The 24,550-nt window shown below is 71.9% G+C and carries 15 protein-coding genes; 4 read left to right on the top strand and 11 right to left on the bottom strand.

Going from position 1 to position 24,550, the window contains the following annotated elements; genetic code table 11:
- Nucleotides 1-246: 246 nt before the first annotated feature.
- The 3 genes from cimA to UK12_RS12495 form a co-directional block, all read right to left on the bottom strand.
- A complete protein-coding gene (cimA, locus tag UK12_RS12505; protein ID WP_045302948.1) occupies nucleotides 247-1,857 on the bottom strand; it encodes a citramalate synthase in 1,611 nt (536 codons plus the stop codon).
- A gap of 420 nt (nucleotides 1,858-2,277) precedes the next feature.
- Complete coding sequence (locus UK12_RS12500; RefSeq protein WP_045302946.1) at nucleotides 2,278-3,390, bottom strand: branched-chain amino acid aminotransferase; 1,113 nt, start codon at nucleotides 3,388-3,390, stop codon at nucleotides 2,278-2,280.
- A gap of 143 nt (nucleotides 3,391-3,533) precedes the next feature.
- Nucleotides 3,534-4,571, bottom strand: coding sequence for a 3-isopropylmalate dehydrogenase (locus UK12_RS12495; RefSeq protein WP_045302944.1), 1,038 nt, complete (start codon nucleotides 4,569-4,571; stop codon nucleotides 3,534-3,536).
- Nucleotides 4,572-4,775: 204 nt separating this feature from the next.
- Here UK12_RS12495 and UK12_RS12490 point away from each other — a divergent pair, with 204 nt between their 5' ends.
- From UK12_RS12490 to UK12_RS12475, 4 genes are all read left to right on the top strand, one after another.
- Nucleotides 4,776-6,809, top strand: coding sequence for a PIG-L family deacetylase (locus UK12_RS12490; protein ID WP_197084794.1), 2,034 nt, complete (start codon nucleotides 4,776-4,778; stop codon nucleotides 6,807-6,809).
- A 71-nt stretch (nucleotides 6,810-6,880) separates the two neighbouring features.
- Nucleotides 6,881-9,415, top strand: coding sequence for a YfhO family protein (locus tag UK12_RS12485; protein ID WP_197084793.1), 2,535 nt, complete (start codon nucleotides 6,881-6,883; stop codon nucleotides 9,413-9,415).
- Nucleotides 9,416-9,478: 63 nt separating this feature from the next.
- On the top strand, nucleotides 9,479-10,462 hold the full coding sequence (locus tag UK12_RS12480) for a glycosyltransferase family 2 protein (protein ID WP_045302940.1): 984 nt from the start codon (nucleotides 9,479-9,481) through the stop codon (nucleotides 10,460-10,462).
- On the top strand, nucleotides 10,459-10,920 hold the full coding sequence (locus UK12_RS12475; RefSeq protein ID WP_045302938.1) for a GtrA family protein: 462 nt from the start codon (nucleotides 10,459-10,461) through the stop codon (nucleotides 10,918-10,920). The genes UK12_RS12480 and UK12_RS12475 overlap by 4 nt, the downstream gene beginning before the upstream one ends.
- Here UK12_RS12475 and UK12_RS12470 read toward each other — a convergent pair.
- From UK12_RS12470 to UK12_RS12440, 8 genes are all read right to left on the bottom strand, one after another.
- Nucleotides 10,861-14,235: a S8 family serine peptidase gene (locus UK12_RS12470; protein WP_052681828.1), complete on the bottom strand. Its 3,375-nt coding sequence runs from the start codon at nucleotides 14,233-14,235 to the stop codon at nucleotides 10,861-10,863. The genes UK12_RS12475 and UK12_RS12470 overlap by 60 nt on opposite strands.
- A 203-nt stretch (nucleotides 14,236-14,438) precedes the next feature.
- Complete coding sequence (locus UK12_RS39615; protein WP_156178684.1) at nucleotides 14,439-14,591, bottom strand: hypothetical protein; 153 nt, start codon at nucleotides 14,589-14,591, stop codon at nucleotides 14,439-14,441.
- 351 nt (nucleotides 14,592-14,942) lie between these two features.
- Nucleotides 14,943-15,566, bottom strand: coding sequence for an LURP-one-related/scramblase family protein (locus UK12_RS12465; RefSeq protein ID WP_052681827.1), 624 nt, complete (start codon nucleotides 15,564-15,566; stop codon nucleotides 14,943-14,945).
- Between the two features lie 143 nt (nucleotides 15,567-15,709).
- The gene (gene serA, locus UK12_RS12460) at nucleotides 15,710-17,305 is read right to left on the bottom strand and encodes a phosphoglycerate dehydrogenase (RefSeq protein ID WP_197084792.1); all 1,596 of its coding nucleotides are present in this window, start codon (nucleotides 17,303-17,305) and stop codon (nucleotides 15,710-15,712) included.
- A 201-nt stretch (nucleotides 17,306-17,506) separates the two neighbouring features.
- Nucleotides 17,507-18,505, bottom strand: a complete 999-nt coding sequence (gene ilvC, locus UK12_RS12455) for a ketol-acid reductoisomerase (protein ID WP_045302936.1) — start codon at nucleotides 18,503-18,505, stop codon at nucleotides 17,507-17,509.
- 153 nt (nucleotides 18,506-18,658) lie between these two features.
- Nucleotides 18,659-19,183: an acetolactate synthase small subunit gene (ilvN, locus tag UK12_RS12450; RefSeq protein WP_045302966.1), complete on the bottom strand. Its 525-nt coding sequence runs from the start codon at nucleotides 19,181-19,183 to the stop codon at nucleotides 18,659-18,661.
- 90 nt (nucleotides 19,184-19,273) lie between these two features.
- On the bottom strand, nucleotides 19,274-21,046 hold the full coding sequence (locus UK12_RS12445) for an acetolactate synthase large subunit (RefSeq protein WP_231591167.1): 1,773 nt from the start codon (nucleotides 21,044-21,046) through the stop codon (nucleotides 19,274-19,276).
- Between the two features lie 387 nt (nucleotides 21,047-21,433).
- Nucleotides 21,434-24,520 carry a putative bifunctional diguanylate cyclase/phosphodiesterase gene (locus tag UK12_RS12440; protein ID WP_197084791.1) on the bottom strand — a complete coding sequence of 1,029 codons (3,087 nt, stop codon included), beginning with the start codon at nucleotides 24,518-24,520 and terminating at the stop codon, nucleotides 21,434-21,436.
- Nucleotides 24,521-24,550 lie beyond the last annotated feature (30 nt).

Below are 24,550 nucleotides of genomic sequence, written 5' to 3'. Positions count from 1 at the left end.
GACACCCCCGTCATCACCCTGGACGCCCGCCGACGCGACAGCGCCAAAAGCGCCCTCATCACCCTCGTCGAGCACGCCCTCCTCGCCCGACTGCGCTGAGACCGACCGGCTCATGGGGGTGGGTGACGGAGCGGCTCCGGGCGACAGCCGTCGGCACGCGCCGCCGCCCCCGTCCGCCGGTCGGTCCGAACCCGCACCGAAGCGGCCCGTGGATCGGTTGATCCGCGGGCCGCTTCGGTCGTCCCGTCAGCTCTCCGACGGGTCGAGCCCGGCCCGCAGCAGACCGTAGGTGTACGCGTCCTCAAGTGCCCGCCAGGAGGCGGCGATCACGTTGTCGGCGACGCCGACCGTGGACCAGGTCGACGTGGCGTCGCCGGACTCGATCAGCACCCGGGTCTTGGAGCCCGTCCCGTGCTGGCCCTCCAGGATGCGGACCTTGTAGTCCACCAGCTCCATCCGGGCCAGCTGCGGGTAGATGTGCTCAAGTGCCGTACGCAGCGCCTTGTCCAGCGCGTCCACCGGTCCGTTGCCCTCGCCGGTGGCGATCCGGCGCTCGCCCTTGGCCCAGAGCTTGACCGTGGCCTCGTTGCCCGCGTTGCCGTCCGTCAGCTGCTCGCTGATGGTCCGCCAGGACTCCAGGGTGAAGAAGCGCTCCCGGCGGCCCTTGGCCTCGTCCCTGAGCAGCAGTTCGAAGGAGGCGTCGGCGGCCTCGTAGGTGTAGCCGAGGCTCTCCTGCTCCTTGACCTTGGCGACCACCCGGCCGACCAGGTCGCGGTCGGCGGAGAGGTCGTAGCCGAGCTCCTTGCCCTTGAGCTCCACGGAGGCCCGGCCGGCCATGTCGGAGACCAGCATCCGCATGGTGTTGCCGACCTGTTCGGGGTCGATGTGCTGGTAGAGGTCCGGGTCGACCTTGATCGCGGAGGCGTGCAGCCCGGCCTTGTGGGCGAAGGCGGAGAGGCCGACGTAGGGCTGGTGGGTGGAGGGGGTCAGGTTGACGACCTCGGCGATGGCGTGCGAGATCCGGGTCATCTCGGCCAGCCGGCCCTCGGGCAGGACCCGCCGGTCGTACTTGAGCTCCAGTGCGCCGACCACCGGGAAGAGGTTGGCGTTGCCGACCCGCTCGCCGTAGCCGTTCGCGGTGCACTGGACGTGGGTGGCCCCGGCGTCCACCGCGGCCAGCGTGTTGGCGACGGCGCAGCCGGTGTCGTCCTGGGCGTGGATGCCGAGCCGGGCGCCGGTCTTCTCCAGGACGTCGGCGACGATCTCGCGGACGCCCGCGGGCAGCATCCCGCCGTTGGTGTCGCAGAGGACGACCACGTCGGCGCCGGCCTGGTGGGCGGTGCGGACCACCGCGAGGGCGTACTCGCGGTTGGCGCGGTAGCCGTCGAAGAAGTGCTCGCAGTCGAGGAACACCCGGCGGCCCTGGGAGCGCAGGAACTCCACGCTGTCCCTGACCATCTCCAGGTTCTCGTCCAGGGTGGTGCGCAGCGCCAGCTCGACGTGACGGTCGTGGGCCTTGGCGACCAGCGTGATCACGGAGGCGCCGGAGGTGACCAGGGCGGCCAGCTGCGGATCCTCGGCGGCCTTGCCGCCGGCCCGGCGGGTGGCGCCGAAGGCGACCAGCTCGGCGTTCCTGAGGTCGAGTTCGTCGGCGGCGCGGGCGAAGAACTCGGTGTCACGCGGATTGGCGCCCGGCCAGCCGCCCTCGATGAAGCCGACGCCGAACTCGTCCAGGTGCCGGGCGATGGTCAGCTTGTCGGCGACGGTGAGGTTGATCCCCTCGCGCTGGGCGCCGTCGCGCAGCGTGGTGTCGAAGACGTGGAAGCTGTCGTTGGGGCGGCTACTGGCCTCGGTCATGACCCTGCGTTCTCCGTTTCCGGGAGTACTTCTGTCGTTTTGCCGGATTCTCCGGCTCCACTGTCCACCATCCCGCGCGCTCCCGGTGTCGCAGAGCCCCTCGTGAGGGCCCCGGCCGGTCCGGGGAAACAAAAAGACCCCTCGCGGGTGCGAGAGGTCTGCGCGCGGGTCTGGACACGGTGATCGCTCCACGCAGTTGGGTCACTGCGGAGCGGTCACTGCGGACCGGCGCGCCTGCTGCCAATAATCAGCGAGAGCGAGGACACGTCCGGAGTCTTGCACACCATCCGGAATCCGGCCGCTCCGTCTCGCGATGCGAAACATTCCGGGGGAGGCCGGCCGGTTGCCGGGGCACGGGCGGCGGTGTCGCGGGCAGCGCCGGGCGTCCCGCCGGGACGCCCGGCGGGACGCGGCCGCGGATCAGACGATCCGGTGCAGCCAGCCGTGGGTGTCCGGGATCTGGCCGCTCTGGACGGCGAGCAGGGTCCGGCGCAGCTCCATGGTGATCTCGCCGGGCTCGCCCTTGCCGACGGTCCAGTCGGCGCGGGCGGACTTGACCGAGCCGACCGGGGTGATGACGGCGGCGGTGCCGCAGGCGAAGACCTCGGTGAGGGTGCCGTCGGCGTTGCCCTGCTTCCACTCGTCGGTGGAGATCTTCCGCTCCTCGACGGCGTAGCCGAGGTCGGCCGCCATCCGCAGCAGCGAGTCACGGGTGATGCCGGGCAGCAGGGCGCCGGAGAGCTCGGGGGTGACGATCTTCGCGTCCTTGCCCTCGCCGAAGACGAAGTAGAGGTTCATTCCGCCCATCTCCTCGATCCACCGGTGCTCGGCGGCGTCGAGCCAGACGACCTGGTCGCAGCCCTTCTCGGCGGCCTGGGCCTGGGCGACCAGCGAGGCGGCGTAGTTGCCGGCGCACTTGGCGGCGCCGGTGCCACCGGGCGCGGCGCGGACGTACTCCTCGGAGAGCCAGACCGAGACCGGCTTGACGCCACCGGGGAAGTAGGCGCCGGCCGGGGAGGCGATGATCATGAAGAGGTACTCGTTGGCCGGACGGACCCCCAGGCCGACCTCGGTGGCGAACATGAACGGCCGCAGGTAGAGGCTCTGCTCGGGCTCGTTGGGCACCCACGCCTGCTCCTGCTGGACCAGCAGCTCGACGGCCTCGACGAAGGTCTCGACCGGCAGCTCGGGCATGGCCAGCCGGCGGGCCGAGGCCTGGAAGCGCTCGGCGTTGGCGGTCGGCCGGAAGGTCGCGATGGAGCCGTCCTGCTGCCGGTAGGCCTTGAGGCCCTCGAAGATCGACTGGCCGTAGTGCAGGGTCATGTTGGCCGGGTCGATCTCCAGCGGCGCGTACGGCGCCAGCTGGGCGTCGTGCCAGCCGCGGCCCTCGGTCCAGCGGATGGTGACCATGTGGTCGGTGAAGACGCGGCCGAAGCCGGGGCTGGCCAGCCGGGCCTGCCGCTCCGCATCGGACAGCGGGTGCGCGGAGGGCTTGAGCTCGAACGTGATGGGCGCCTGGGTGGGCGTACTCATGTCTGTCTGTCCTTCACCGTGGGGTTGGTCCGGGCCCCGCCTCCGGTGTTCGAACACACGACGGCACGGCCCACTGTCGATACTCGCATCCAGAGGGCCGTGCCGAACAGCTGGCAAGCTGCTCCGATCTGTGCTCCGGCCCGTCAGCCGGATACTCGGGCGGCGAGCGCGTCGCCGACCTGGGAGGTGGTCCTGGTGCCGGTGCGCTCGGCCAGGTCGGCCGCGACGGCCGCCTCGACCTTCGCCGCCTCGGCGGTGAAGCCGAGGTGCTCCAGCAGCATGGCGACCGACAGCACGGTGGCGGTCGGGTCGGCCTTGCCCTGTCCGGCGATGTCCGGGGCCGAGCCGTGGACCGGCTCGAACATCGACGGGAACTCGCCGGTCGGGTTGATGTTCCCGCTCGCGGCCAGGCCGATGCCGCCGGTGATCGCCGCGGCGAGGTCGGTGAGGATGTCGCCGAAGAGGTTGTCGGTCACGATGACGTCGAAACGCTCGGGCTGGGTGACGAAGAAGATCGTCGCCGCGTCGACGTGCAGGTAGTCGGTGGTGACCTCGGGGAACTCCTGGCCGACCTGCTGGAAGATCCGGCTCCACAGGTGTCCGGCGTGGACCAGCACGTTGTTCTTGTGGACCAGGGTGAGCTTCTTGCGCGGCCGGGCGGCCGCCCTGCGGTAGGCGTCGCGGACCACCCGCTCGATGCCGTACGCGGTGTTGAGGCTGACCTCGGTGGCGACCTCGTGCTCGGTGCCGGCGCGCAGGGTGCCGCCGTTGCCGACGTACGGGCCCTCGGTGCCCTCGCGGACCACCACGAAGTCGATCTCGGGCCGGCCGGCCAGCGGGCCGGTGACGCCCGGGAGGAGCTTGCCCGGGCGCAGGTTGATGTGGTGGTCGAAGGCGAAGCGCAGCTTGAGCAGCAGACCGCGCTCCAGTACTCCGGAGGGGACGCTGGGGTCGCCGACGGCCCCGAGCAGGATGGCGTCGTGGGTCTTCAGTTCGGCCAGCACGCTGTCCGGCAGGGTCTCGCCGGTGCGGTGGTAGAACCTGGCGCCGAGGTCGTACTCGGTGGTCTCCACCTTGACCTCGGAGGGGAGGGCGGCGGCAAGCACCTTGAGGCCCTCGGCCACCACTTCCTGGCCGATGCCGTCACCGGGGATCACTGCGAGACGAAGGCTGCGAGACATGTCACGGACCCTACTCCGCGTCCCAGTTCGTGACACCTGTACGTCCACTATTCGGACGTCGCGTGTCGCGGGGGCAGTGGCACGCAGTTTCGAACGAAGCGGGCGTAACCGGTAATATCCATCCAGAGTTCATGGTTTCTTCACGGGGGATCACAGATGGTCAATCCCATCAGCCGGCGCCGTGCACTATGGCTGGCCGGCGGGATGGTGGCAGTACCCGCATCCGGTTACGGACTGTGGGAGGCCACCCGCTCCACGTCACCGAAGTCCCGCAGCACCCAGCCGCCGCCGGACACGATCCAGGCCAGCGGCATCGCCGGCAGTTCGGAGCGGATGTCCTTCGTCCATGTGATCGCCCACCCGGACGACAACCTCTACTTCATGAATCCCGACCTCGACCAGGCCGTCGCCACCGGCGCCGCCTGCGTCACGGTCTGTCTGACCGACGGCGAGTCGGACGGCCGCAACGTGCTGCACAGCGAGGCGGGCCACCAGCGCGTCCCCGCGGACCGGGCCGGGTACACCAGAGCCCGCATCAACGGGCTCGCCGCCTCCTACGCCGTGATGGCGACCGGCGACGAGAACAGCCCGTGGGAGGTGGCGCTGGTCAGCTACCACGACGGGCTGGCCGTCGAGCAGCACACCCTGAAGGCCGCCCCCCATGTGCAGCTGATATTCCCCGCACTGGTGGAGGCCCGCGCGGTGAGCACCCCCAGGGCGGACAGCCTGCGCGGCCTGTGGCTGGGCCAGGAGCAGCGGATATCCACCCTGCCGCCGGCCCGCAGCGGCCTGCCCGCCAGCGCCACGTACACCCGTGAGCAGCTGGTGGACACCCTGGTGAACATCCTGGACCACTTCCGCCCCACCGTGGTCCGCACCCTCGACCCCAACCCGGACCACGCCGTGAAGGCGCCGCCGAGACCGCAGGGCCTGCTCTACCTCGACCACCAGGACCACACCTACTCCGCGTACTTCGCCCAGGCGGCCCTCGCCAAGCACTGGGGCGACGGCAGCGCCAGGGCCGCGACGGTGGAGAGCTACCTCGGCTACGTCAACGCCGAGCTGCCGGCCAACCTCGACCTGCCGACCGTGCAGCGCAAGGCGCGGCTGATCGACACCTACGGGTGGGCGGACGACCGGGACTGCGGCGATCCCGCGGGCTGCGGCGACCGCAAGGTCGGCAAGGGCGCGCTGCGCAACGGCTGGGCGCAGAGCACCCGCTACCGCGCCGCGGGCAGCGGCCAGTGGCTCCAGCAGACCGGCGACGGCTGGCTGATGGCCTTCACCCTGCTCAACGGGGCGGCCGCGTACTGGTTCGAGGACGCCAAGGGCTGGCACGGCCCGCAGCGGATCGCCGGTGACGGCCTGGAGGGCCAGCTGCAGGTGATCCGCCAGTCCGACGGGCTGCTGCGGCTGTTCGGCGTGCGCACGGTGCTCGGGTACACCCCCCAGGACCACCGCCGGGAGATCGTCACCTGCGTGCAGAACTCCGACGGCCCCGGCGAACAGCCCTTCAGCCCCTGGGAGAGCCTCGGGGCACCGGACGGCGACGACGCGGTGAAGTCGATGGAGTTCGGCTACCCGTTCGCCCTGGCCCGCCCGGACGGCAGTGTGCAGGTCTTCGCCCGCACCTTCGCGGGCACCGTCGCCGTCCGGCTGCTGGACGGCGGCTGGAACGCCCTGCCGCTGCCGCCCGGGGTCGGCCAGGGCGTGCTGGACGGCATCGGCGCGGCCCTCGACGCGGACGGCCTGACCCACGTCTTCGCGGGCGGCAAGGGCGTCGCGCACTGGATGAGCGACACCCCGGGCGGGCCGCTGCGTCCGGCCGTGCCGACCGGCCTGCCCGTTCCGGGCGGACCGATCACCGCCCTGCTGGGCAAGGACGGCCGGCTGCGGCTGCACTTCCGCGAGCCCAAGTCGGCCAAGGTGCTGACCGCCGAGCACGAACCGACGTTCGACACCTGGAAGGTCGTCGCCGAAACCACCCCGCCGGGTGGTTTCGGCCGTGTCTCGGCCGCCGCGGACGTCCTCGCGGTCCGGGACGGCAAGGGCCGGGTCGCCCTCGGCACAGTCCAGGGGTGGCAGCACTCCGGGCCGCTGCTGGCCGGTACCCCGTCGGTCACCACCGACCGGGACGGCCTCCCGGTCGCCGTCGCCGTGGGCTGCGACGGCATGCTCTACGTCGCCCGGCGCTCGGCCGCGGTGGAGCCGTTCGGCGCGTGGGGCCTGGCGCCCTGAGGGGCCCGGCCATGAGGCCGCTTATGCTCAACCCGATCGAGACGACCCGCAGAAGGCAGGAGCCGCACGCCGTGAGCCGGAGCACCGCCCTCGCCCGACGTCTGAGAAGTCCGGAGCTCGGCGCGGCCGCGCTGGCGGCCGTTCTCTCGATGGGCGCGTACTGCCTGGCGATGGCGATCCGCGGGACGTATCCGTTCGGCGCCCGCTCGCGGGCCGTGAACGACCTGGGCAACCAGTTCGTCCCCTTCCACGCCCACCTGTGGGACCTCCAGCACGGGAACACCACCGGTGACCTGGTCTTCAACTGGAACAGCGGCTTCGGCGCGCCGTTCCTGGCGGACTTCTTCACCTACCTGATGAACCCGTTCTCCTGGCTGGTCGGGCTCTTCCCGCGCGACGCGGTGAACTTCCCGGTCTTCCTGGTCACCCTGCTCAGCATCGGCCTCGGTGCGGCCGTGATGACGTACTTCCTGGGACGCCTGCACCCCGGTTCGCCGTGGCTGCGCGCGCTGCTCGGCGTCGGGTACGGGGTCTGCGCCTGGGTGCTGAACGACGGCTCCCCCGACCCGATGTGGATGTGGGGCCTGGTCTCGCTGCCGCTGGTCGGGATCGCCTGCGACTGGTGTCTGGCCGGCCGCCGGTGGGTGCTGGGCACGCTCTTCGTGGCCGTCGCCTGGGCCGGGAACTTCTACACCGGTGCGATGGCCACCATCGGCGCCGGACTGGTGCTGCTGGTGCGGGTGGTACTGGCCGCCGACCGCCCGGTGCGGGCCAGGCTGCTGGTGCTCGGCCGGGCGGCGGGCATGGTCGTGACCGGGGTGCTGCTGATCGCGCCGGTCATGTTCGTCGGCCTCAAGGCCAGCAAGTCCTCCCAGCCCGCGCCACTGGCCACCTACGGCGGCCCGCCCGGACTCACCGACTACCTCGCCCAGCTGCTGCCCGGCGGACGCTCCGGCCTGAGCGTGCCGAACATCTTCATCGGCGTGCTCGGACTGCTGCTGGTCGCCTCGCTGCCGTTCAACCGGCGGGTGGGCGTGCGCGAGCGGGTGGTCTGGTACGCGCTGCTCCTGCTGGTCGCGCTCAGCTTCGTCTGGGAGCCGACCATCCTGCTCTGGCACGGTCTGGCGATCCCCAACGGCAGCCCCTACCGGGCCGCCTTCGTGCTCAGCGGGATGCTGACGATGGCCGCCTGGGTCTCGCTCTCCCGCCGCCCCGACCTGTTCGCCCTGCTCGGCGGTGCCGGAGTGGTCGCGCTGGTCGCCCTGGTCGGGCACGACCGGAGCTCGGTCCACTCGACGACCTGGGTGCTGGTCGGCGCGGGCGGCGCCCTCGCCCTCGCCGTCCTCTGGGCACTCGACCGGTGGCACGGCGACCGCCGGGTGGGTCGGCTCGCCGTCCTGGTGCTCGCCTTCGGGGTGGTGGCCGGGACCACCCTGTCCACCTACTCGGCCACGGTGATCCGCGACCGGCTGCCGTTCTTCGTCCCCCGGCCCACCATCAGCGGGCCGAGCCTGGCCGCGTACGACGTGCTCCGGCAGCACGACGACTGGCCCGCGACCCGGACCGACCCGGGCCCGCACGAGTTCGCCTCCAACGACCCGATGCTGCTGGCCGGCGAGGGCGGCTCGTACTACAGCAGCTACCTCCCGGCCACCACCGCCGAGCTGCTGCACGACCTCGGCGCGGGCTGGTTCATCCAGGGCCGGCACACTCTCAGCCCGGCCGACCCGGTCGGCCGGGCGCTGTTCGGGGTCACCACCTACCTGGACAGCAGCTCGGACCCGGACGGCTTCACCGCCAAGCACGCCGCCGCCGCGCCGCTGGTCACCGTGCACCCCTCGGCCAAGCCGGACACCGGCTCGGTCTGGTCCCGCCAGGAGTCGCTGCTCGGCGCCAAGGTCTACGAGATCCCGCAGCTGACCCCGACCGCCGGGCCCCGGCCGACCTCGCACGGCAGCAGCGGCTGGTCCGTCCCGGCCACGCCCAGGGGCAGCGCCTGGACCACCTTCACCGGCAGCTGCACCCCCGGCACCACCGCGTTCTTCTACGGGCCCTGGTTCGGCGGCACGGTGATGGGCATGGGCGCCAAGTACGAGAGCTACGGCAGGCAGTCGATGACCGCCATGCCGATCAGGGCGCTCGGCCCGGTCGGCGCGGACGGCAGGGTCCAGGTGCAGCTGCGCGCCCCGGCCGCCGCCCAGATCCCGGCCGCACCCGTCGGCTGCTTCGACCAGGCCGCGCTCACCAGGGCACTCGGCGGGCTCAAGGGCGCCACCGCGGTCAGCTCGGGCGGGCACACCCTGAGTGCCGAGCTGCCCGCCGGGTCGAGCGGTACCGCGCTGGTCGCGGTGCCCGCCGTCACCGGCTGGCAGTGCTCGGTGGACGGCGGCGCCGAGCACCCCGTGCAGTCCGTCCTCGGGATGATCGGGGTGCCGCTCGGCAGCGGCGCCTCGCGCATCTCCTGCACCTACCGCACGCCCGGCCTGACCGCCGGCCTGGCGGTCGGCGGGGTCGGCCTTGCGGTCCTGGCCGGGGTGGCCGTCACCGCTAGGCTGCGGCGCAGGCACCACGCGGAAGAGCCGGTCACCCCGGTACCATCTACGTGATTATCGGGACAAATATGGTCGTGCGATCAGCCGCCCTGTGTGCCCACTACCGGAGGTGAGCCCGTGCGACTGTCGGTCGTTGTCCCCTGCTACAACGAAGAAGACGTGATCGATCTCTTCGACAGGTCGATCCGTGCCAACCTGGACGAACTGTCGATCGACTACGAGCTCTGCTACGTGGACGACGGCAGCAGCGACCACACCCTGGAGCACCTGCGCAGGCTGGCCGCCGAGCACCCGGGCAGCACCCGGTACGTGTCCTTCAGCCGCAACTTCGGCAAGGAGGCCGGCATGCTGGCCGGCCTCCGCGAGGCCACCGGCGACGCCGTGGTGCTGATGGACGCCGACCTCCAGCACCCGCCGGAGCTGATCGAGCGGATGCTGGAGCTCTACGACCGCGGCCACGACCAGGTGATCGCCCGCCGCACCCGCGAGGGCGACAAGGCCGTCCGCAGCGCCGCCAGCCGGCTCTACTACCAGCTGATCAACAAGTGGGTGGACGTCGAGATCGAGGACGGCGTCGGCGACTTCCGGCTGCTCTCCCGCAAGGCCGTGGACGCGCTGCTCTCGCTGCCGGAGTACAACCGCTTCTCCAAGGGCCTGTTCTCCTGGATCGGCTTCGACACCGTCACCTTCGACTACAACAACGTGGCCCGCGAGGCCGGCGAGACCAAGTGGCGGTTCGGCGCCCTGCTGAACTACGGCATGGACGGCCTGATCTCCTTCAACAACCGCCCGCTGCGGATCGCCATCTACCTCGGCCTCGTCCTGGTCGGCCTGGCCGTGCTGTACGCGGCGTGGATCACCGGAGTGGCCCTGGTCGACGGCATCGACTCCCCCGGCTACGTCACCCTGATCGTGGCCATAGTCGGCCTCGGCGGTCTGCAGATGGTGATGCTCGGACTGATCGGCGAGTACATCGGCCGGATCTACTACGAGACCAAGCGCCGCCCGCACTTCCTGGTCAAGGAGACCAACGCGCCCCGGGCGACCTTCAAGGCCGAGGGCTACCGGGGCTCCCAGGGCTCCCCGGAGGAGGAGCGGTGAAGCCCCAGCTCTGGCAGATCGTCAGGTTCGGCCTGGTCGGCGCCGCCAACACCGCGACCTTCTACCTGCTCTACCTCGCGCTCCATCCCTTCATGCCGTACTTCGCGGCGTTCACCGCGGCCTTCCTGCTCAGCATGGTCGGGTCGTTCTTCCTGCACACCTACTTCACCTACCGGACCAGGCCGACCTGGAAGAAGTTCCTGCTCTTCCCGCTGCCCAACATCACCAACTACCTGGTGCAGAGCTTCGGGGTGGTCGCCCTGGTCCAGTGGCTGCACCTGGACAGCAGGATCGCGCCACTGGTGGCTTCGGTGGTCGCGATCCCGATCACCTTCGTGCTGTCGAAGATCATCCTGACCGGGCGGGCCGGGGAGCCCGCCCCGGCCGGGCGGGACGGCTCAGTGCGGGTCGACCAGCTGAACGCGGCTGCCGTCCCGGTTGAGGTGGTGGACAAGTAGCAGCCTGGAGCGGTCGCCCGCGGTGCGGCGCAGCTCCAGGACGCTGCCCGGCTGCTCCTGCGCCAGGACCGCGGCAGGGCCGCCGACCCCGCTGCGGACGTCCAGGGCCGGGTGCAGCACGTCGATGCCCAGGGTCGGCTTCTCGCCGTCCATGCCGATCGAGGAGAGCGCGTCCAGCGCACTGGGCAGGCCGCCGGTGGCGAAGCCGGTCCACAGTCCGTAGCGGATCCCCGCGGCGCTCTGCTTCAGCCGGGGCAGCGTCGCCAGCCGGACCGGCAGCACCACCGCGTCGCTGTCCAGCAGGCCGGTGTCGGTGTCGCCCCAACGGGCGTTCAGTGGCTGGACGTCCAGCTCCTTGCCGGTCCTGGCATCCAGGGTGCGGGCCACCAGGACGTCGCTGCCGGGCAGCCGGTCGGCGACCACGACCGCATCGGTGACGCCGTCCCCGTCGGTGTCCAGCGAGGCCCGGACCGCGAAGTTGCCGACCGGGGTGGCCGCCGGGGCCCAGAAGGCCGCGGCCAGGTAGAGCGTGCCGCCGGAGGCCGCGGCGTCGGTGGCCGCACCGGCGTACCGCAGGTCGGCCGCCCGGTCGCCGTCGCTGGTGACGCACGGCCCCGTGTCCTTGGCACCCGGCGTCTGCTCGCCCTCCTGGTGCAGGGCATCGGTGGCCCCGTCCGGGCAGGTGGGCCAGCGGGTGCCCGCCCCGCCGAAGGTGAAGGCGCTGACCAGCCCGCCGCCGCCCTCGACCGGGGCGGCGGCGCCGTTCAGGGCCAGCAGGGTGCTGGACTGCGAGGCGCGGACCTGCGCCCCGGCGGACAGTTCGGAGGCCGGGCGCGGCGCGGCGAACAGCGGCACCCGCAGCGCGGGCAGCTGCCCGTCGGCGGGTGTGAGCAGCAGCCGCCCGGAGAGCTCGGCCCGGTAGCTGCGGGCCCGCCCCGCCTGGAGCAGGTCGATGGTCGGGTCGGGCGTCCGCCCGAGCTGTCCGGGAACGTGCAGCGTGACGGTGACCCTGGTGCTCCCCTCGGCCGGCACCGTGACCTGATCAGGCGTCATCTCGAAGGAGGCGCCGGGGACTTCGGTGGACGACTGGTAGCCGGTGGCGTAGTCGACCGGCCGGGACGAGAAGTTGCGGATCTCCACCTCCCGGCGGAGCGAGGTCGGGCCGGTCACGGGCACCGGACCGAAGGAGACGCCGACCGCGCCCTCCACCGCCCCCTCCCCCGCCGCGTACGCCACCGCGGGCGTCCGCACGGCCTGGTCCGCCCGGACCCGTCCGGCGCCCGCGCGCTCGGGCCCGTACACCGGGCCGGTGTGGTTGTCGCCGAGCCAGGTGTCGCCCGCGGTGTTCATCAGCGCCGCTTTGACCTCGGCCGCCGTCCAGCCGGGGTGGGCGGCGCGGACCAGGGCGGCGAGCCCGGCGATGTGCGGGGTGGCCATCGAGGTGCCGTCCTCGCGCATACCGCCGCTGCCGCTCCCCGCCTTGGCCGACCAGATGGTCTCGCCGGGCGCCGCGAGGTCCGGCTTCACCAGGCCCGGCAGGCCGATGCCGCGCGAGGTGAAGGAGGTGAGGGTGTCGGCGCGCTGCGGCTGGTCCTGGGCCACCGCGCCGTGCAACGGGTTTCCCTTGGTGGCCAGTTGGACCCTGACCGGACCGGCGCCCATGGCCCGGACCAGCCGGTCGCCGTCCTCCTTCGCCAGGATCGCGACGGGGATCCGGTCGTCACCGGCGAGTTCGCCGAGGTGGTCGCCGTCGGCGGCGAAGAGCGCACCGACCGCGCCGGCCGCCGCCGCGTGGTCCGCCCGCAGCGCGGAGCCGCAGGCCCGGTCGGCGTCCTTGGTCCGCCAGGACAGCACGGCGACCTTGCCGCGCAGCCGTTCGGCGTCGGCCGCACCGAACGGTGTGCAGCCGTCCGACTGGTCGGCGGGCAGGGCGAGTTCGGCGTCGACCTCCTGGGTGGACCAGCCGAGGTACTTGGCGCTCCAGTGCGCCGGGACCAGCCCGGCCAGGGCCTGCGGGGCGAGCACCCGGACACCGTCCGCGTCACCGTGCGGATCCACCGCGGCGGCCACCGCGACGGCGCGCGCGGCGGTGCCGGGGCTGCCGCCGATGCCGTACACGTCGCCCTCGTTGCCGATCGCGGCGACCACCACGGTCCCGAGCCCGGCCAGCCGGTCGGCGGCGATCGCGTCGGCGTCGTCCGGGCCGCCGAAGCGGTCGCCGAGGGAGAGGTTGACCACGTCCAGCCGGTCCGTCAGGTCCCCGTTCCCGTCGGGGTCGGCGGCGAGGTCGAGGGCCTGGGCGAGCTGGTCGGTGGAGCCCTCGCAGCCGAAGACCCGGATCGCGTACAGCTTGGCGCCGGGGGCCGCGCCGGGCCCGACCTTGAAGCCGGCCGGGTCGAGGCCCGGCCGGTAGGGACCGGGGTAGGTCCGCCCTGCCGAGGTGACGCCGAGGCCTGCGGCGGTGCCCGCGACATGGGTGCCGTGGCCGTTGGCGATGCAGTCGATCGGGTTGTCGTCGGGGTGCGGCACGGGCTGCGGGTGCTCGGCGGAGGGGTCGGGGTCGTAGTCGTCGCCGACCAGGTCCTTGCCGCCGACCACCTTGGCGCTGGGGAAGAGCCCGGCGGGGGCGGGCTTGGCACCGTCCACCGAGCGGAACGCCTGCTCGGTGCCGGGACCGCCGAAGTCCGCGTGGGTGTAGTCGATCCCGGAGTCGATGATGCCGATCCTCACCCCCTCGCCGGTGTTGCCCGGCAGCCCGGCGGTGCCCGACCAGAGGGCGGGCGCGCCGGTGAGCGGGACGGAGTACCCGTTGGAGCGCTGCTTGAGGGTGATCGGATGGACCGCCCTGACCCCGGGCAGCCGCCGCAGCGCGGCCAGTTGGGCGGGCGGCGCGGTCACCGCGATGCCGGTGAGCAGGGTGTGCGTGCGGTAGAGCTCGCGGGCGCCGGGGGCGGCCCGGCGGACGGCACCGCCCACCCGGTCCAGCGCCCGGTCGGCGCGGCGGCGCTGCCCGGCCCCGGCCTCGGCGGCGGCCCGGCGGACCTCGGCCGGCGAGCGCTCGGCCCGCCGCGCCGAGCTCTCGGCCCGGCGCCAGGCGGCGGCCGCGGGTTCGGTGTCGAGCTCCAGCAGGACGCGCTGCGGCGGTTCGGCCCGGCCGGCCGCCCGCCCGGGCCCGGCGGCCGTACCGGCGGGCGGCGCGGCGACGAGCCCGGCGCAGCCCGCCAGGACGGCGAGGGCGACTCCCAGCCCGGTCAGCCCCCTGGGGTGCGGGTTCCGGGCAGAGGGGTGTCGGCGGGAGGCTGGTGGGGTGCGCACAGATCCGTCCTTCCCCGGCAGGGGCGGACAGATCTCGCTGCCGCCCGCGCCGTGCGGACGTCGATCACCCCTCCGGAGCGCTCAAATTACGATCATGGCGCCGGCAGGAGCGAGCGAACTCCCTCGTTCGGGGAGGGAGTGCACTCCTGTGAGTGATGCACCGTCAGGCTTTCGGCCCAACCTCGGGGCCGGGTCGGCGTGTCTCAGAGGTGGCCGGTGGCCCCGCCGTTGTCGCGGCGGTCCAGGGCGCGCTGGAGCGCGGCGGCGGCGTGCGGGTCGGGCTCCGCGCGGCGCCGGCGGCGCGGCGGGCGGACGGCGTCGGTCGGGGCGGCGTGGCGGTCTGCGGTGGGGGGCATACCGGACTCCTTGGGCGGGGGGCACGCGCACCGGCGCGCCGGGGATTCAGGAGGACTCAGGGGAGGCCCGCGCGCGGCACGCCGCTGGAGGGGTGGCGGCGGGCGGCGGGACGGCACACGCCGGACAGGGATCGCCTGCCGGTCTGCGTACGGCGCGCACGGGCCCAGCTCCCCGCTTGTCGGGGGCGGCCGATCGTGCGGCTCTTTCACGGTACGACGCCGGCGGGGCGCTGTCTGCACGAATAGTTGGATTTCCTAGTATCTGAGACGACGTTCACCTGGGACGCGCACCCAGAACGCGCACAAGGGGCCGGACCGTGGCGGTCCGACCCCTTGCCGACGGGCGGAGGATCAGTCGTCCAGCACCATGGCCTCGGCGCAGGCCGCGATGGTGAGCAGCAGCGCGTCGTCCTGGCCGGGGACGATGGTGACGCCGTAGTGCTCGCTCAGCAGCGACCACTTGCGGTCGATGTGCGCGACCTCCTGCTCGCCGTAGGTGATGGCGTACTGGTGGTCGGTGATGTTGCCGGTGACGTGCAGCTCGGCACCGTTCTCGAAGGTCACGGTGAACTTGTAGACCAGCGGCGAGAACAGGGCCTTCTTGACGGTCGCGATCCGCTGCTCACCACGCTGGATGTAGCGGATGTCACGGAGCGTCATGATCTTCTCGGAGATCCGGTACAGCTCGTTGCCGTCCACGTCCTGCAGGGCGATGACACCGCTGAAGCTGAACATCCGCTCGTCCACCTGGAAGACGCGCTCACCGCCGCGCTTGATCCAGAAGTCGTGGGTGGGCGAGAAGAACTTCTCGTCGATCTCGTAGGTCACACCGTTCTGCACCGGCTCGTGACCGTCCAGCAGCCGCTGGCTCAGGCCCTGCAGGAAGTTGTCGTGCTGCTCCCCGTGGCCCTGCTGCGGTGCGCCGCCGAGCAGCTGCTGGGCGATGCCGAACAGGCCACCGAAACCGTCGCTCATGTGGGATTCCCCTCTGGGTGGTGCGATCGTTCGACATGACTGTAGAGGGCGTCCCTGAGAAGCCGACAGCCCTCCCCGGTCCTGTTGCACAATCAGCACAACAGGCGGAGAGGGCTGTCGAAAAGGAATCAGCCGAACGGGTGTCAGCCGAGGTTGACCGACCGCGCGAACCGGGCGCCGATCGCACCGGAGATCTCGGCCAGCACCTCCTGGGACACCTCGGTGTCCACGGTGATCGAGGCCAGCGCGCAGCCGCCGTCCCGGGCGACCTGCATGCCCGCGATGTTGATCCCGGCGTCGCCGAGGATCCGGCCGAGGGTGCCGACCACGCCGGGGCGGTCCTCGTACTTGAAGAAGGCCATGTGGTCGGTGAGCGCCACGTCCACGTCGAAGGCGTCCACGCCGACGATCTTCTGGGTCTGCTTCGGACCGGAGAGGGTGCCGGAGATGGCGGTCTCGCTGCCGTCGGCCAGGGTGCCGCGCACGGTGATCACATTGCGGTGCTCGGGGCTCTCGCTGGAGGTGGTCAGCCGGACCTCCACACCGCGCTCCTGGGCGAACAGCGGGGCGTTGACGTAGGACACCGTCTCAGCCACGACGTCCTCGAACACGCCCTTCAGCGCGGAGAGTTCGAGCACCTTGACGTCGTGCTGGGTGATCTCGCCGCGCACCTCGACGTCGAGCCGGACGGCCACCTCGCCGGCCAGTGCGGTGAAGATCCGGCCCAGCTTCTCGGCCAGCGGCAGACCCGGGCGGACGTCCTCGGCGATCACGCCGCCCTGGACGTTGACCGCGTCCGGCACCAGCTCGCCGGCCAGCGCGAGGCGGACCGACTTGGCCACCGCGATACCGGCCTTCTCCTGCGCCTCGTCGGTGGAGGCACCGAGGTGCGGGGTGGCCACCACGTTGTCGAAGGCGAACAGCGGCGAGTCGGTGCACGGCTCCTTGGCGTAGACGTCCAGGCCCGCACCGGCCACCCGGCCGTCACGCAGCGCGCTGACCAGCGCGGCCTCGTCCACGATGCCGCCGCGCGCGGCGTTGACGATGCGGACGGTCGGCTTGACCTTGTGCAGCGCCTCGTCGCCGATCAGGCCGATGGTCTCCGGGGTCTTGGGCAGGTGGACCGTGATGAAGTCCGAGACCTGGAGCAGCTCTTCGAGGGTGACCAGCTTGACGCCCATCTGGGCGGCGCGGGCGGCCTGGATGTAGGGGTCGTACGCGACGATCTTCATCCCGAAGGCGGACATCCGCTGGGCGACCAGCACGCCGATCCGGCCGAGGCCGACCACGCCGAGCACCTTCTCGGAGAGCTCGACGCCGGTGTACTTGTTGCGCTTCCACTCGCCCTGCTTCAGCGCGGCGTTGGCCGGCGCGATGTTGCGGGCGACGGAGATCAGCAGGCCGCAGGCGAGTTCGGCGGCGGTGACGATGTTGGAGGTCGGGGCGTTGACGACCATCACGCCGGCCTTGGTGGCGGCGGAGACGTCCACGTTGTCCAGGCCGACCCCGGCGCGGGCGACGACCTTGAGCTTCTTCGCGGCGGCCAGCGCCTCGGCGTCCACCCTGGTGGCGCTGCGGATCAGGATGGCGTCCACGTCCGTGATGGCGGTCAGCAGTTCGGTGCGGTCCCCGCCGTTGCAGTGGCGGATCTCGAAGTCCGGGCCCAGTGCGTCGACGGTGGCCGGGGACAGCTCTTCGGCGATCAGTACGACAGCGCTCTTAGATGTCACAGTGCTCACGACAGTGTGTGTCCTTAACTGTCCGGTTCCCCCGGCACGGAGGTGGCGTGCCCGGTCGAGGGGAAGGTGGCATGCCGCGTAGCTAGACGCACGACGCTGTGGGCCTGACGCGCACTCCGAAGTCTATCGACGGCCTGGGTGCCGGGCTGCTCCCGTCCGGCGAAATCACCCGGACGGGAGCAGCCTGGTTGTACAAGGCAGTTACGCCTCCTCGTCGACCCAGCTCATCAGCTTGCGCAGCTTCTTGCCGGTGGTCTCCAGCAGGTGCTCGGAGTCCGCGTTCTTGTACTCGTTGTACTTCGGCAGGCCCGCCTTGTACTCGGCGATCCAGGTGTTGGCGAAGGTGCCGTCCTGGATCTCCGCGAGGACCTTCTTCATCTCGGCCTTGGTGACGTCGGTGATGATGCGGGGGCCGGTGACGTAGTCGCCCCACTCGGCGGTCTCGGAGACCGACCAGCGCATCTTCTCCAGGCCGCCCTCGTACATCAGGTCGACGATGAGCTTCAGCTCGTGCAGGCACTCGAAGTAGGCGATCTCCGGCTGGTAGCCGGCCTCGACCAGGGTCTCGAAACCGGCCTTGACCAGGGCGGCGGTGCCACCGCAGAGGACGGCCTGCTCACCGAACAGGTCGGTCTCGGTCTCCTCGGTGAAGGTGGTCTTGATGACGCCGGCCTTGGTGCCGCCGATGCCCTTGGCGTACGACAGGGCCAGGTCGAAGCCGCCACCGGTGGAGTCCTGCTCGACGGCCACGATGCACGGAACGCCGCGGCCCTCCTCGTACTGGCGGCGGACCAGGTGGCCCGGGCCCTTCGGGGCGACCATGCAGACGTCGACGTCGGCCGGGGGCTTGATGAAGCCGAAGCGGATGTTCAGGCCGTGGCCGAAGAAGAGGGCGTCGCCCGCCTTCAGGTTCGGCTCGATGGCCTCCTTGTAGACGTCGGCCTGGATCGGGTCCGGCACCAGGATCATGATGACGTCGGCCTCGGCCGCGGCCTCGGACGGGGTGGTGACGCGCAGGCCCGCCTGCTCCGCCTTGGCACGGGACTTGGAGCCCTCCAGCAGACCGACGCGGACGTCCACGCCCGAGTCGCGCAGGGACAGCGCGTGGGCGTGGCCCTGGCTGCCGTAGCCGATGACCGCGACCTTGCGGCCCTGGATGATGGACAGGTCGGCGTCGTCTTCGTAGAACAGCTCGGCCACGGGGGCACATCTCCTTGCGTGGTGGTGGTGCCGGGTACTGCGATTCCTACCGTAGTTGGACCCGGCGGGGTGTGGGGCAGTGCTTCAGGGGGTGAGACAGCGGACGGCGTCGCGCGCCGGGGGTCCCCCCGGCCGGAGGCCGGGGAGGCCGTCCTACGCGGAGCGGTCCAGGGCGCGCAGCGAGCGGTCGGTGATCGACCGGGCACCGCGCCCGATCGCCACCAGGCCGGACTGCACGAGCTCCTTGATGCCGTACGGCTCCAGCATCTTGAGCATCGCCTCCAGCTTGTCGGAGCTGCCGGTGGCCTCGATGGTCACCGCGTCCGGCGAGACGTCGACGGTCTTGGCCCGGAACAGCTGCACGATCTCGACGATCTGCGAGCGGGTCTCGGCATCCGCGCGGACCTTGACCAGGACCAACTCCCGCTGGACGGCCTGGGTCTGGTCCAGCTCGACGATCTTTATCACGTTGATCAGCTTGTTCAGCTGCTTGGTGACCTGCTCCAGCGGAAGGTCCTCGACGTTGACCACGATGGTCATCCGGGAGATGTCCGGGTGCTCGGTCGGGCCGACGGCGAGGGAGTCGATGTTGAAACCCCGACGGGAGAACAGGGCGGCGATGCGGGCCAGCACGCCGGGCTTGTTCTCGACCAGGACGGAGAGGGTGTGCTTGGACATGGTGGTCATGAGCTCTCTATCGGGTCGACTCAAGAGGGGCTCCGGCGGGGCCGGACCCGACACGGGTGGGGGTGGGAGACGGGAGGGCGGTCAGTCGAGGTCGTCGCCGAAGTCGGGGCGCACGCCCCGGGCGAACTGGATCTCGTCGTTGCTGGTGCCTGCCGCGACCATCGGCCAGACCATGGCGTCCTGGTGGACGATGAAGTCGATCACCACCGGGCGGTCGTTGATCTCCATCGCCTGCTCGATCACCGCGTCCAGGTCCTCGGGGCGCTCACAGCGCAGGCCGACGCAGCCCATCGCCTCGGAGAGCAGGACGAAGTCCGGGACCCGGGTGCCCTGGGCCGGCGGCGAGATGCCGTCGTGCTCCGGGCCCGCGTGCAGCACGGTGTTGGAGTAGCGCTGGTTGTAGAACAGGGTCTGCCACTGACGGACCATGCCCAGCGAACCGTTGTTGATGATCGCGACCTTGATCGGGATGTTGTTCAGCGCACAGGTGGCCAGTTCCTGATTGGTCATCTGGAAGCAGCCGTCGCCGTCGATCGCCCAGACCACCGCCTCCGGCCTGCCCGCCTTGGCGCCCATCGCGGCCGGGACGGCGTAGCCCATGGTGCCCGCGCCGCCGGAGTTGAGCCAGCTGGCCGGCTTCTCGTAGGTGATGAACTGCGAGGCCCACATCTGGTGCTGGCCGACACCCGCGGCGTAGATCGCGTCGGAGCCGACGATCCGGCCGATCCGCTCGATCACCTGCTGCGGGGAGAGCTCACCGGCGGGGGCGGGCTCGTAGCCGATCGGGTAGGTCTTCTTCCACTCGTTGAGCTTGACCCACCAGTCCGCGTAGTCGCCCCGGTGCCCGGCGTCGAACTCGGCCTGGACGGCCACGATCAGGTCGGCCAGCACCTCGCGGGCGTCACCGACGATCGGCACGTCGGCCGGGCGGTTCTTGCCGATCTCGGCCGGGTCGATGTCGGCGTGCACGACCTTGGCGTACGGCGCGAAGCTGTCCAGCTTGCCGGTGACCCGGTCGTCGAAGCGCGCACCGAGGGTGAACAGCAGGTCGGCCTTCTGCAGCGCGGTGACCGCGGGGACGCTGCCGTGCATCCCGGGCATGCCCAGGTGCTGCGGGTGGCTGTCCGGGAAGACGCCCAGCGCCATCAGCGTGGTGACCACCGGCGCGCCGGTCAGCTCGGCGAGGATCCGCAGCTCGGCGCTGGCCTGCGCCTTCAGCACGCCGCCGCCGACGTACAGCACCGGGCGCTTGGCGCCCACCAGCAGCTTCGCGGCCTCGCGGATCTGCTTGGCGTGCGGCTTGGTGACCGGGCGGTAGCCGGGCAGCGAGGTCTCCACCGGCCAGCGGAAGGTGGTGGTGGCCTGCAGGGCGTCCTTGGCGATGTCGACCAGGACCGGGCCAGGACGGCCGGTGGCGGCGATGTGGAAGGCCTCGGCGATCACCCGGGGGATCTCGGCCGGGTCGGTGACCAGGAAGTTGTGCTTGGTGATCGGCATGGTGATGCCGCAGATGTCCGCCTCCTGGAAGGCGTCGGTGCCGATCGCCTTGGAGGAGACCTGGCCGGTGATCGCGACCATCGCGACGGAGTCCATGTAGGCGTCGGCGATCGGGGTGACCAGGTTGGTGGCGCCCGGCCCCGAGGTGGCCATGCAGACGCCGACCTTGCCGGTCGCCTGGGCGTAGCCGGTGGCGGCGTGCCCGGCGCCCTGCTCGTGGCGGACCAGGATGTGGCGCACCTTGCTGGAGTCCATCAGCGGGTCGTACGCGGGAAGGATGGCCCCGCCCGGGATACCGAAGACGGTGTCCGCGCCCACGGCCTCCAGCGAGCGGATGAGCGACTGCGCGCCGGTCATCGTCTCAACAACAGCCTGGGGTCCCGGAGCATGGGCGGCCGGGTTGTCCCCGCGGCGGGGGGATGCGGCGTGCTCAGTCATCTGCCTGTCTCTTCTCGGGTTCTGTCGGCCCCGGCGTCCCCTGGCGATCCAGGAGGGTCACCGTGCTGGTGGGCCGGTCTCCGGCTCTGCCTCAATCGTCCCGATTTGCGGGGATAGAAGCCAGTGTTCTTGCGGTGGTCGAGCAGTGTCAGTGCAACAAAAAACCCCTCGTGCCCAGGGCATGCGAGGGGTGGCGCGTCGGTCTCTCACGAGCGGGACTCCGTGGTCCGCTCAGCCGACGCGCCTGCCAAGTACGAGAATTCGGGTGCGCATGGGACCGACCTTCCTCCTCGGCGGTGCTGGGTGTCAAGTGGGTGGGACGGCCGTCTCGCTATGCGGACCGGCGTTCGGACCGGTGCAGGACCCTGGCACCGCACGGCGTTCGGGCAGGTCCAGGGCGGCGTGATGGTGCACGACCCGTCCCCCGCCCGGCTCAGCGCGGCCACCCGATCGGGTGTCCCCGGCGAGGTACGCGCGCCGCGCCGAGAGCGAGCCGACCGGCCGCGGCAGCGGGTAGACCCGGCGGGCCAGCGCCCGGCGCAGCCGGTGCTCGTCCAGCGGCTGCGCGAAGGCCAGGCCCTGGCCCTGGCGGCAGCCCAGCTCCTGGAGCACCGTGACCTGGCGGGGCTGGTCCACCCCCTCCGCCGTGGTGACCAGACCTAGGTCCCGGCCGATCCGCAGCGCGTGCCCGGCCAGTGCTCTGGTGAGGGTGGACTCGGCGAGGTCCTGGACCAGGCTGCGGTCCAGTTTGAGCGCGTCGAACGGGAGCCGGGCCAGCGCCCCCAGCGAGCCGCCGCCCGCCCCGAACCCGGCGACCGAGGTCGACACCCCGAGCAGGCGCAGCGCGGCCAGCCGGCGGCCGATCTCGTCCGCCCCGCTGTCCGGCCCCGTCCTGGCCAGCTCGATCACCAGCTGCTCGGTGGGCAGCCCGGTCTCCCTGAGGACGCCGGCGATGGTCTCGTAGACGCCGGGCGCACAGAGCCGCTCGGCGCTCAGCCGTACGGTGACCGGAACGGCGTGCGGTGCGCCGACGGCCTGGCGGCGGGCGGCGGCCGTGATGACGGCCTCCTGGAGCATCCAGCGGGCGAACCGGGTCGCCGCGTCGCCCTGTTCGGCGGTGCGCAGGAACTCCGCCGGGGTGAGCACCAGGCCCTGGGCCGAGCGCCATCGGGCCTGTGCCTCGACCGCCGTGACCGCGCCGGTGACGAGGTCGACCACGGGCTGGTGGAGCAGGGTGAAACTGCCCTCCCGGACGGCCAGCCGAAGCCGCTCCTCCAGCTCCGCCCTGCGGTCCAGCTCGGCCCGCATGGCCGCGGTGTAGAGCACCACCCGGCCCTTTCCCTCGGACTTCGCCCGGTACATCGCCAGGTCCGCGTTGCGCATCAGCTCGTCGGTGGCGGCCTTGGGGTCCGCTTCTGCCGTACCGGCGGCACGCGCCTGGCCGCGCGGGCCGAAGGCGATGCCGATGCTGGCGGCCACGCCGAGTTCGGCGCCGCCGATCCAGTACGGCTCGGAGAGCGCGGCCCGGACCCGCTCGGCCAGGTCGTGGACCTGGGAGCGGCCCAGCCGCCCGCAGACCAGGGCGGCGAACTCGTCACCGCCGAACCTGGCCACCGTGTCCCCGGCCCGCACCGCGCCCTGGAGCCGGCGGGCGGCCTGGACCAGCAGTTCGTCGCCGACCTGGTGGCCCGAGGTGTCGTTGACCGCCTTGAAGCCGTCCAGGTCGAGGAAGAGCACGGCCACGGTGGGCTCGGCGGACTCGGGGTGCTCGCGGGCGCCCTCGGCAGGCCACTCGCCCGGACGGGCGCCGGGGCGCTCACCGAGGGCGGCCCGGACCCGCTGCGCGAACAGCGCGCGGTTGGGCAGGTCGGTGAGCGGGTCGTGGAAGGCGTTGTGGTGCAGCTGGGCCTGCAGTATCACCCTTTCGGTGACGTCCCGGCTGTTGAGGATCAACCCGTCCCGGTAGCGGTTGACGGTGGACTCCACGTGCAGCCAGTGGCCGTCACCGGAGCGGATCCGGCACTCCACCCGGGCCGAGGGCTCGGTACCGGCCGCGTCGGCGCCGCGCCGGCCCGAGTGACGGACCATCAGTCGCCTGACCTCGCCGAGCACCCGGTCCACGTCACCCGGATGGACCAGGTTGAGCAGATTGCCGCCTACCAGCTCCTCGGGATCGCGGCTGTAGACCGTGAGGGTGGCCGGACTGACGTACGAGAGCACGCCGTTGGCGTCCGCGATCATGATGACGTCGCTGGAGCCCTGCACCAGGGAGCGGAAGTGCGCCTCCTTCTGGGCGAGCTCCTGCGCCAGCGAGAGGTTGTCCAGCAGCATCACCCCCTGGCGCACCAGCAGGACCAGGCCGAAGGTCGAGGCCGAGACGATCATCACGCGGTCCAGCGGCCGGCCGCCCATGGCGTTGTAGACGATGCCCGCGACGCAGACCGCCGCCGCCACGTACGGGGTGAGCGCGCTGAAGGTGGTGGCCACCCGGCGGCGCGGGGCGCCGCCGGTGGACGGGTGCTCCCGGTGCGGGCGACTGCGGTCGGGCGACCAGGGCGCCCAGGCGAGCAGCACGCTGCCGGCGAACCAGCCCGCGTCCAGCAGCTCGCCGGAGTGGTAGCTGCTGCGCAGCTCGGGCGAGGTGAACAGGGCGTCGCAGACCACCGTGACGGCCAGCGCGACCATCGCGGTGTGCACGGCCGCCCGGTTGCCGTCCCGGCCCCGGAAGCGCAGGCCCATCACCAGGCTGACCAGCAGGATGTCCAGTACCGGGTAGGCGAGGCCCAGGGCGAGCCGGAGCGGGGAGTCGCCCTCCCCCGCCGCCACCCGGCCGAGGGCCAGGCTCCAGCTGAGCGTGAACAGTGAACTCGCCACCAGCCAGCCGTCCAGCAGCAGGCAGAGCCAGCCGGCCGCCGTCCTCGGGCGCTGCGCGAGCACCACCACGCCGGTGATCGCCAGCGGGGCGAAGAGCAGAAAGGCGTACTCGGCGGCGGAGTCCGGGGGGAGGGCGGTGCACAGCACCACCTCGTACCAGCCCCAGGTGCCGTTGCCGAAGGCCACCATCGAGGAGGAGAGGCCGAACAGCAGCCAGGCCGGCCGGGACGGTCCGCCCACCGTGCAGCCGTGCAGCAGACACGACAGCGAGGCCGCCAGCGCCGCTCCGGCCAGCCCGAAGTCACCCATGAAACGCGCCAGTTGGGGAGAGCCCCAGCCGAGGGCGGCGCCGACCGCATAGCCCAGACAGAGCGTGATCAGGACGGCGCCGGGGAGCCGGCCGCGGGTGTCGTCGCCGCGCGCGCCCTCACCCTGCGCGCCGCCGAGGGGGTCGTCGCCGCAGCGGCCTCCGTGGTCGGCCGGGGGCGCGGCGGGCAGCACCGCATCGGTGGAGTTCACTCGACATCTCCCCCTCCGGCCCGGGGCGTG

It is taken from the genome of Saccharothrix sp. ST-888 (genome assembly GCF_000955975.1).
Taxonomy (GTDB): domain Bacteria; phylum Actinomycetota; class Actinomycetes; order Streptomycetales; family Streptomycetaceae; genus Kitasatospora.
The sequence above is the reverse complement of the archived record's forward strand: the minus strand, read 5'-3'. Positions and strand labels throughout refer to the sequence as shown.

Coding starts and splice junctions, on each gene's coding strand:
- cimA (WP_045302948.1), bottom strand. CDS start 1,857: ATGACCGAGGCCAGTAGCCGCCCCAACGACAGCTTCCACGTCTTCGAC.
- UK12_RS12500 (WP_045302946.1), bottom strand. CDS start 3,390: ATGAGTACGCCCACCCAGGCGCCCATCACGTTCGAGCTCAAGCCCTCC.
- UK12_RS12495 (WP_045302944.1), bottom strand. CDS start 4,571: ATGTCTCGCAGCCTTCGTCTCGCAGTGATCCCCGGTGACGGCATCGGC.
- UK12_RS12490 (WP_197084794.1), top strand. CDS start 4,776: ATGGTGGCAGTACCCGCATCCGGTTACGGACTGTGGGAGGCCACCCGC.
- UK12_RS39615 (WP_156178684.1), bottom strand. CDS start 14,591: ATGCCCCCCACCGCAGACCGCCACGCCGCCCCGACCGACGCCGTCCGC.
- UK12_RS12465 (WP_052681827.1), bottom strand. CDS start 15,566: ATGAGCGACGGTTTCGGTGGCCTGTTCGGCATCGCCCAGCAGCTGCTC.
- ilvN (WP_045302966.1), bottom strand. CDS start 19,183: ATGTCCAAGCACACCCTCTCCGTCCTGGTCGAGAACAAGCCCGGCGTG.
- UK12_RS12445 (WP_231591167.1), bottom strand. CDS start 21,046: ATGACCGGCGCGCAGTCGCTCATCCGCTCGCTGGAGGCCGTGGGCGCG.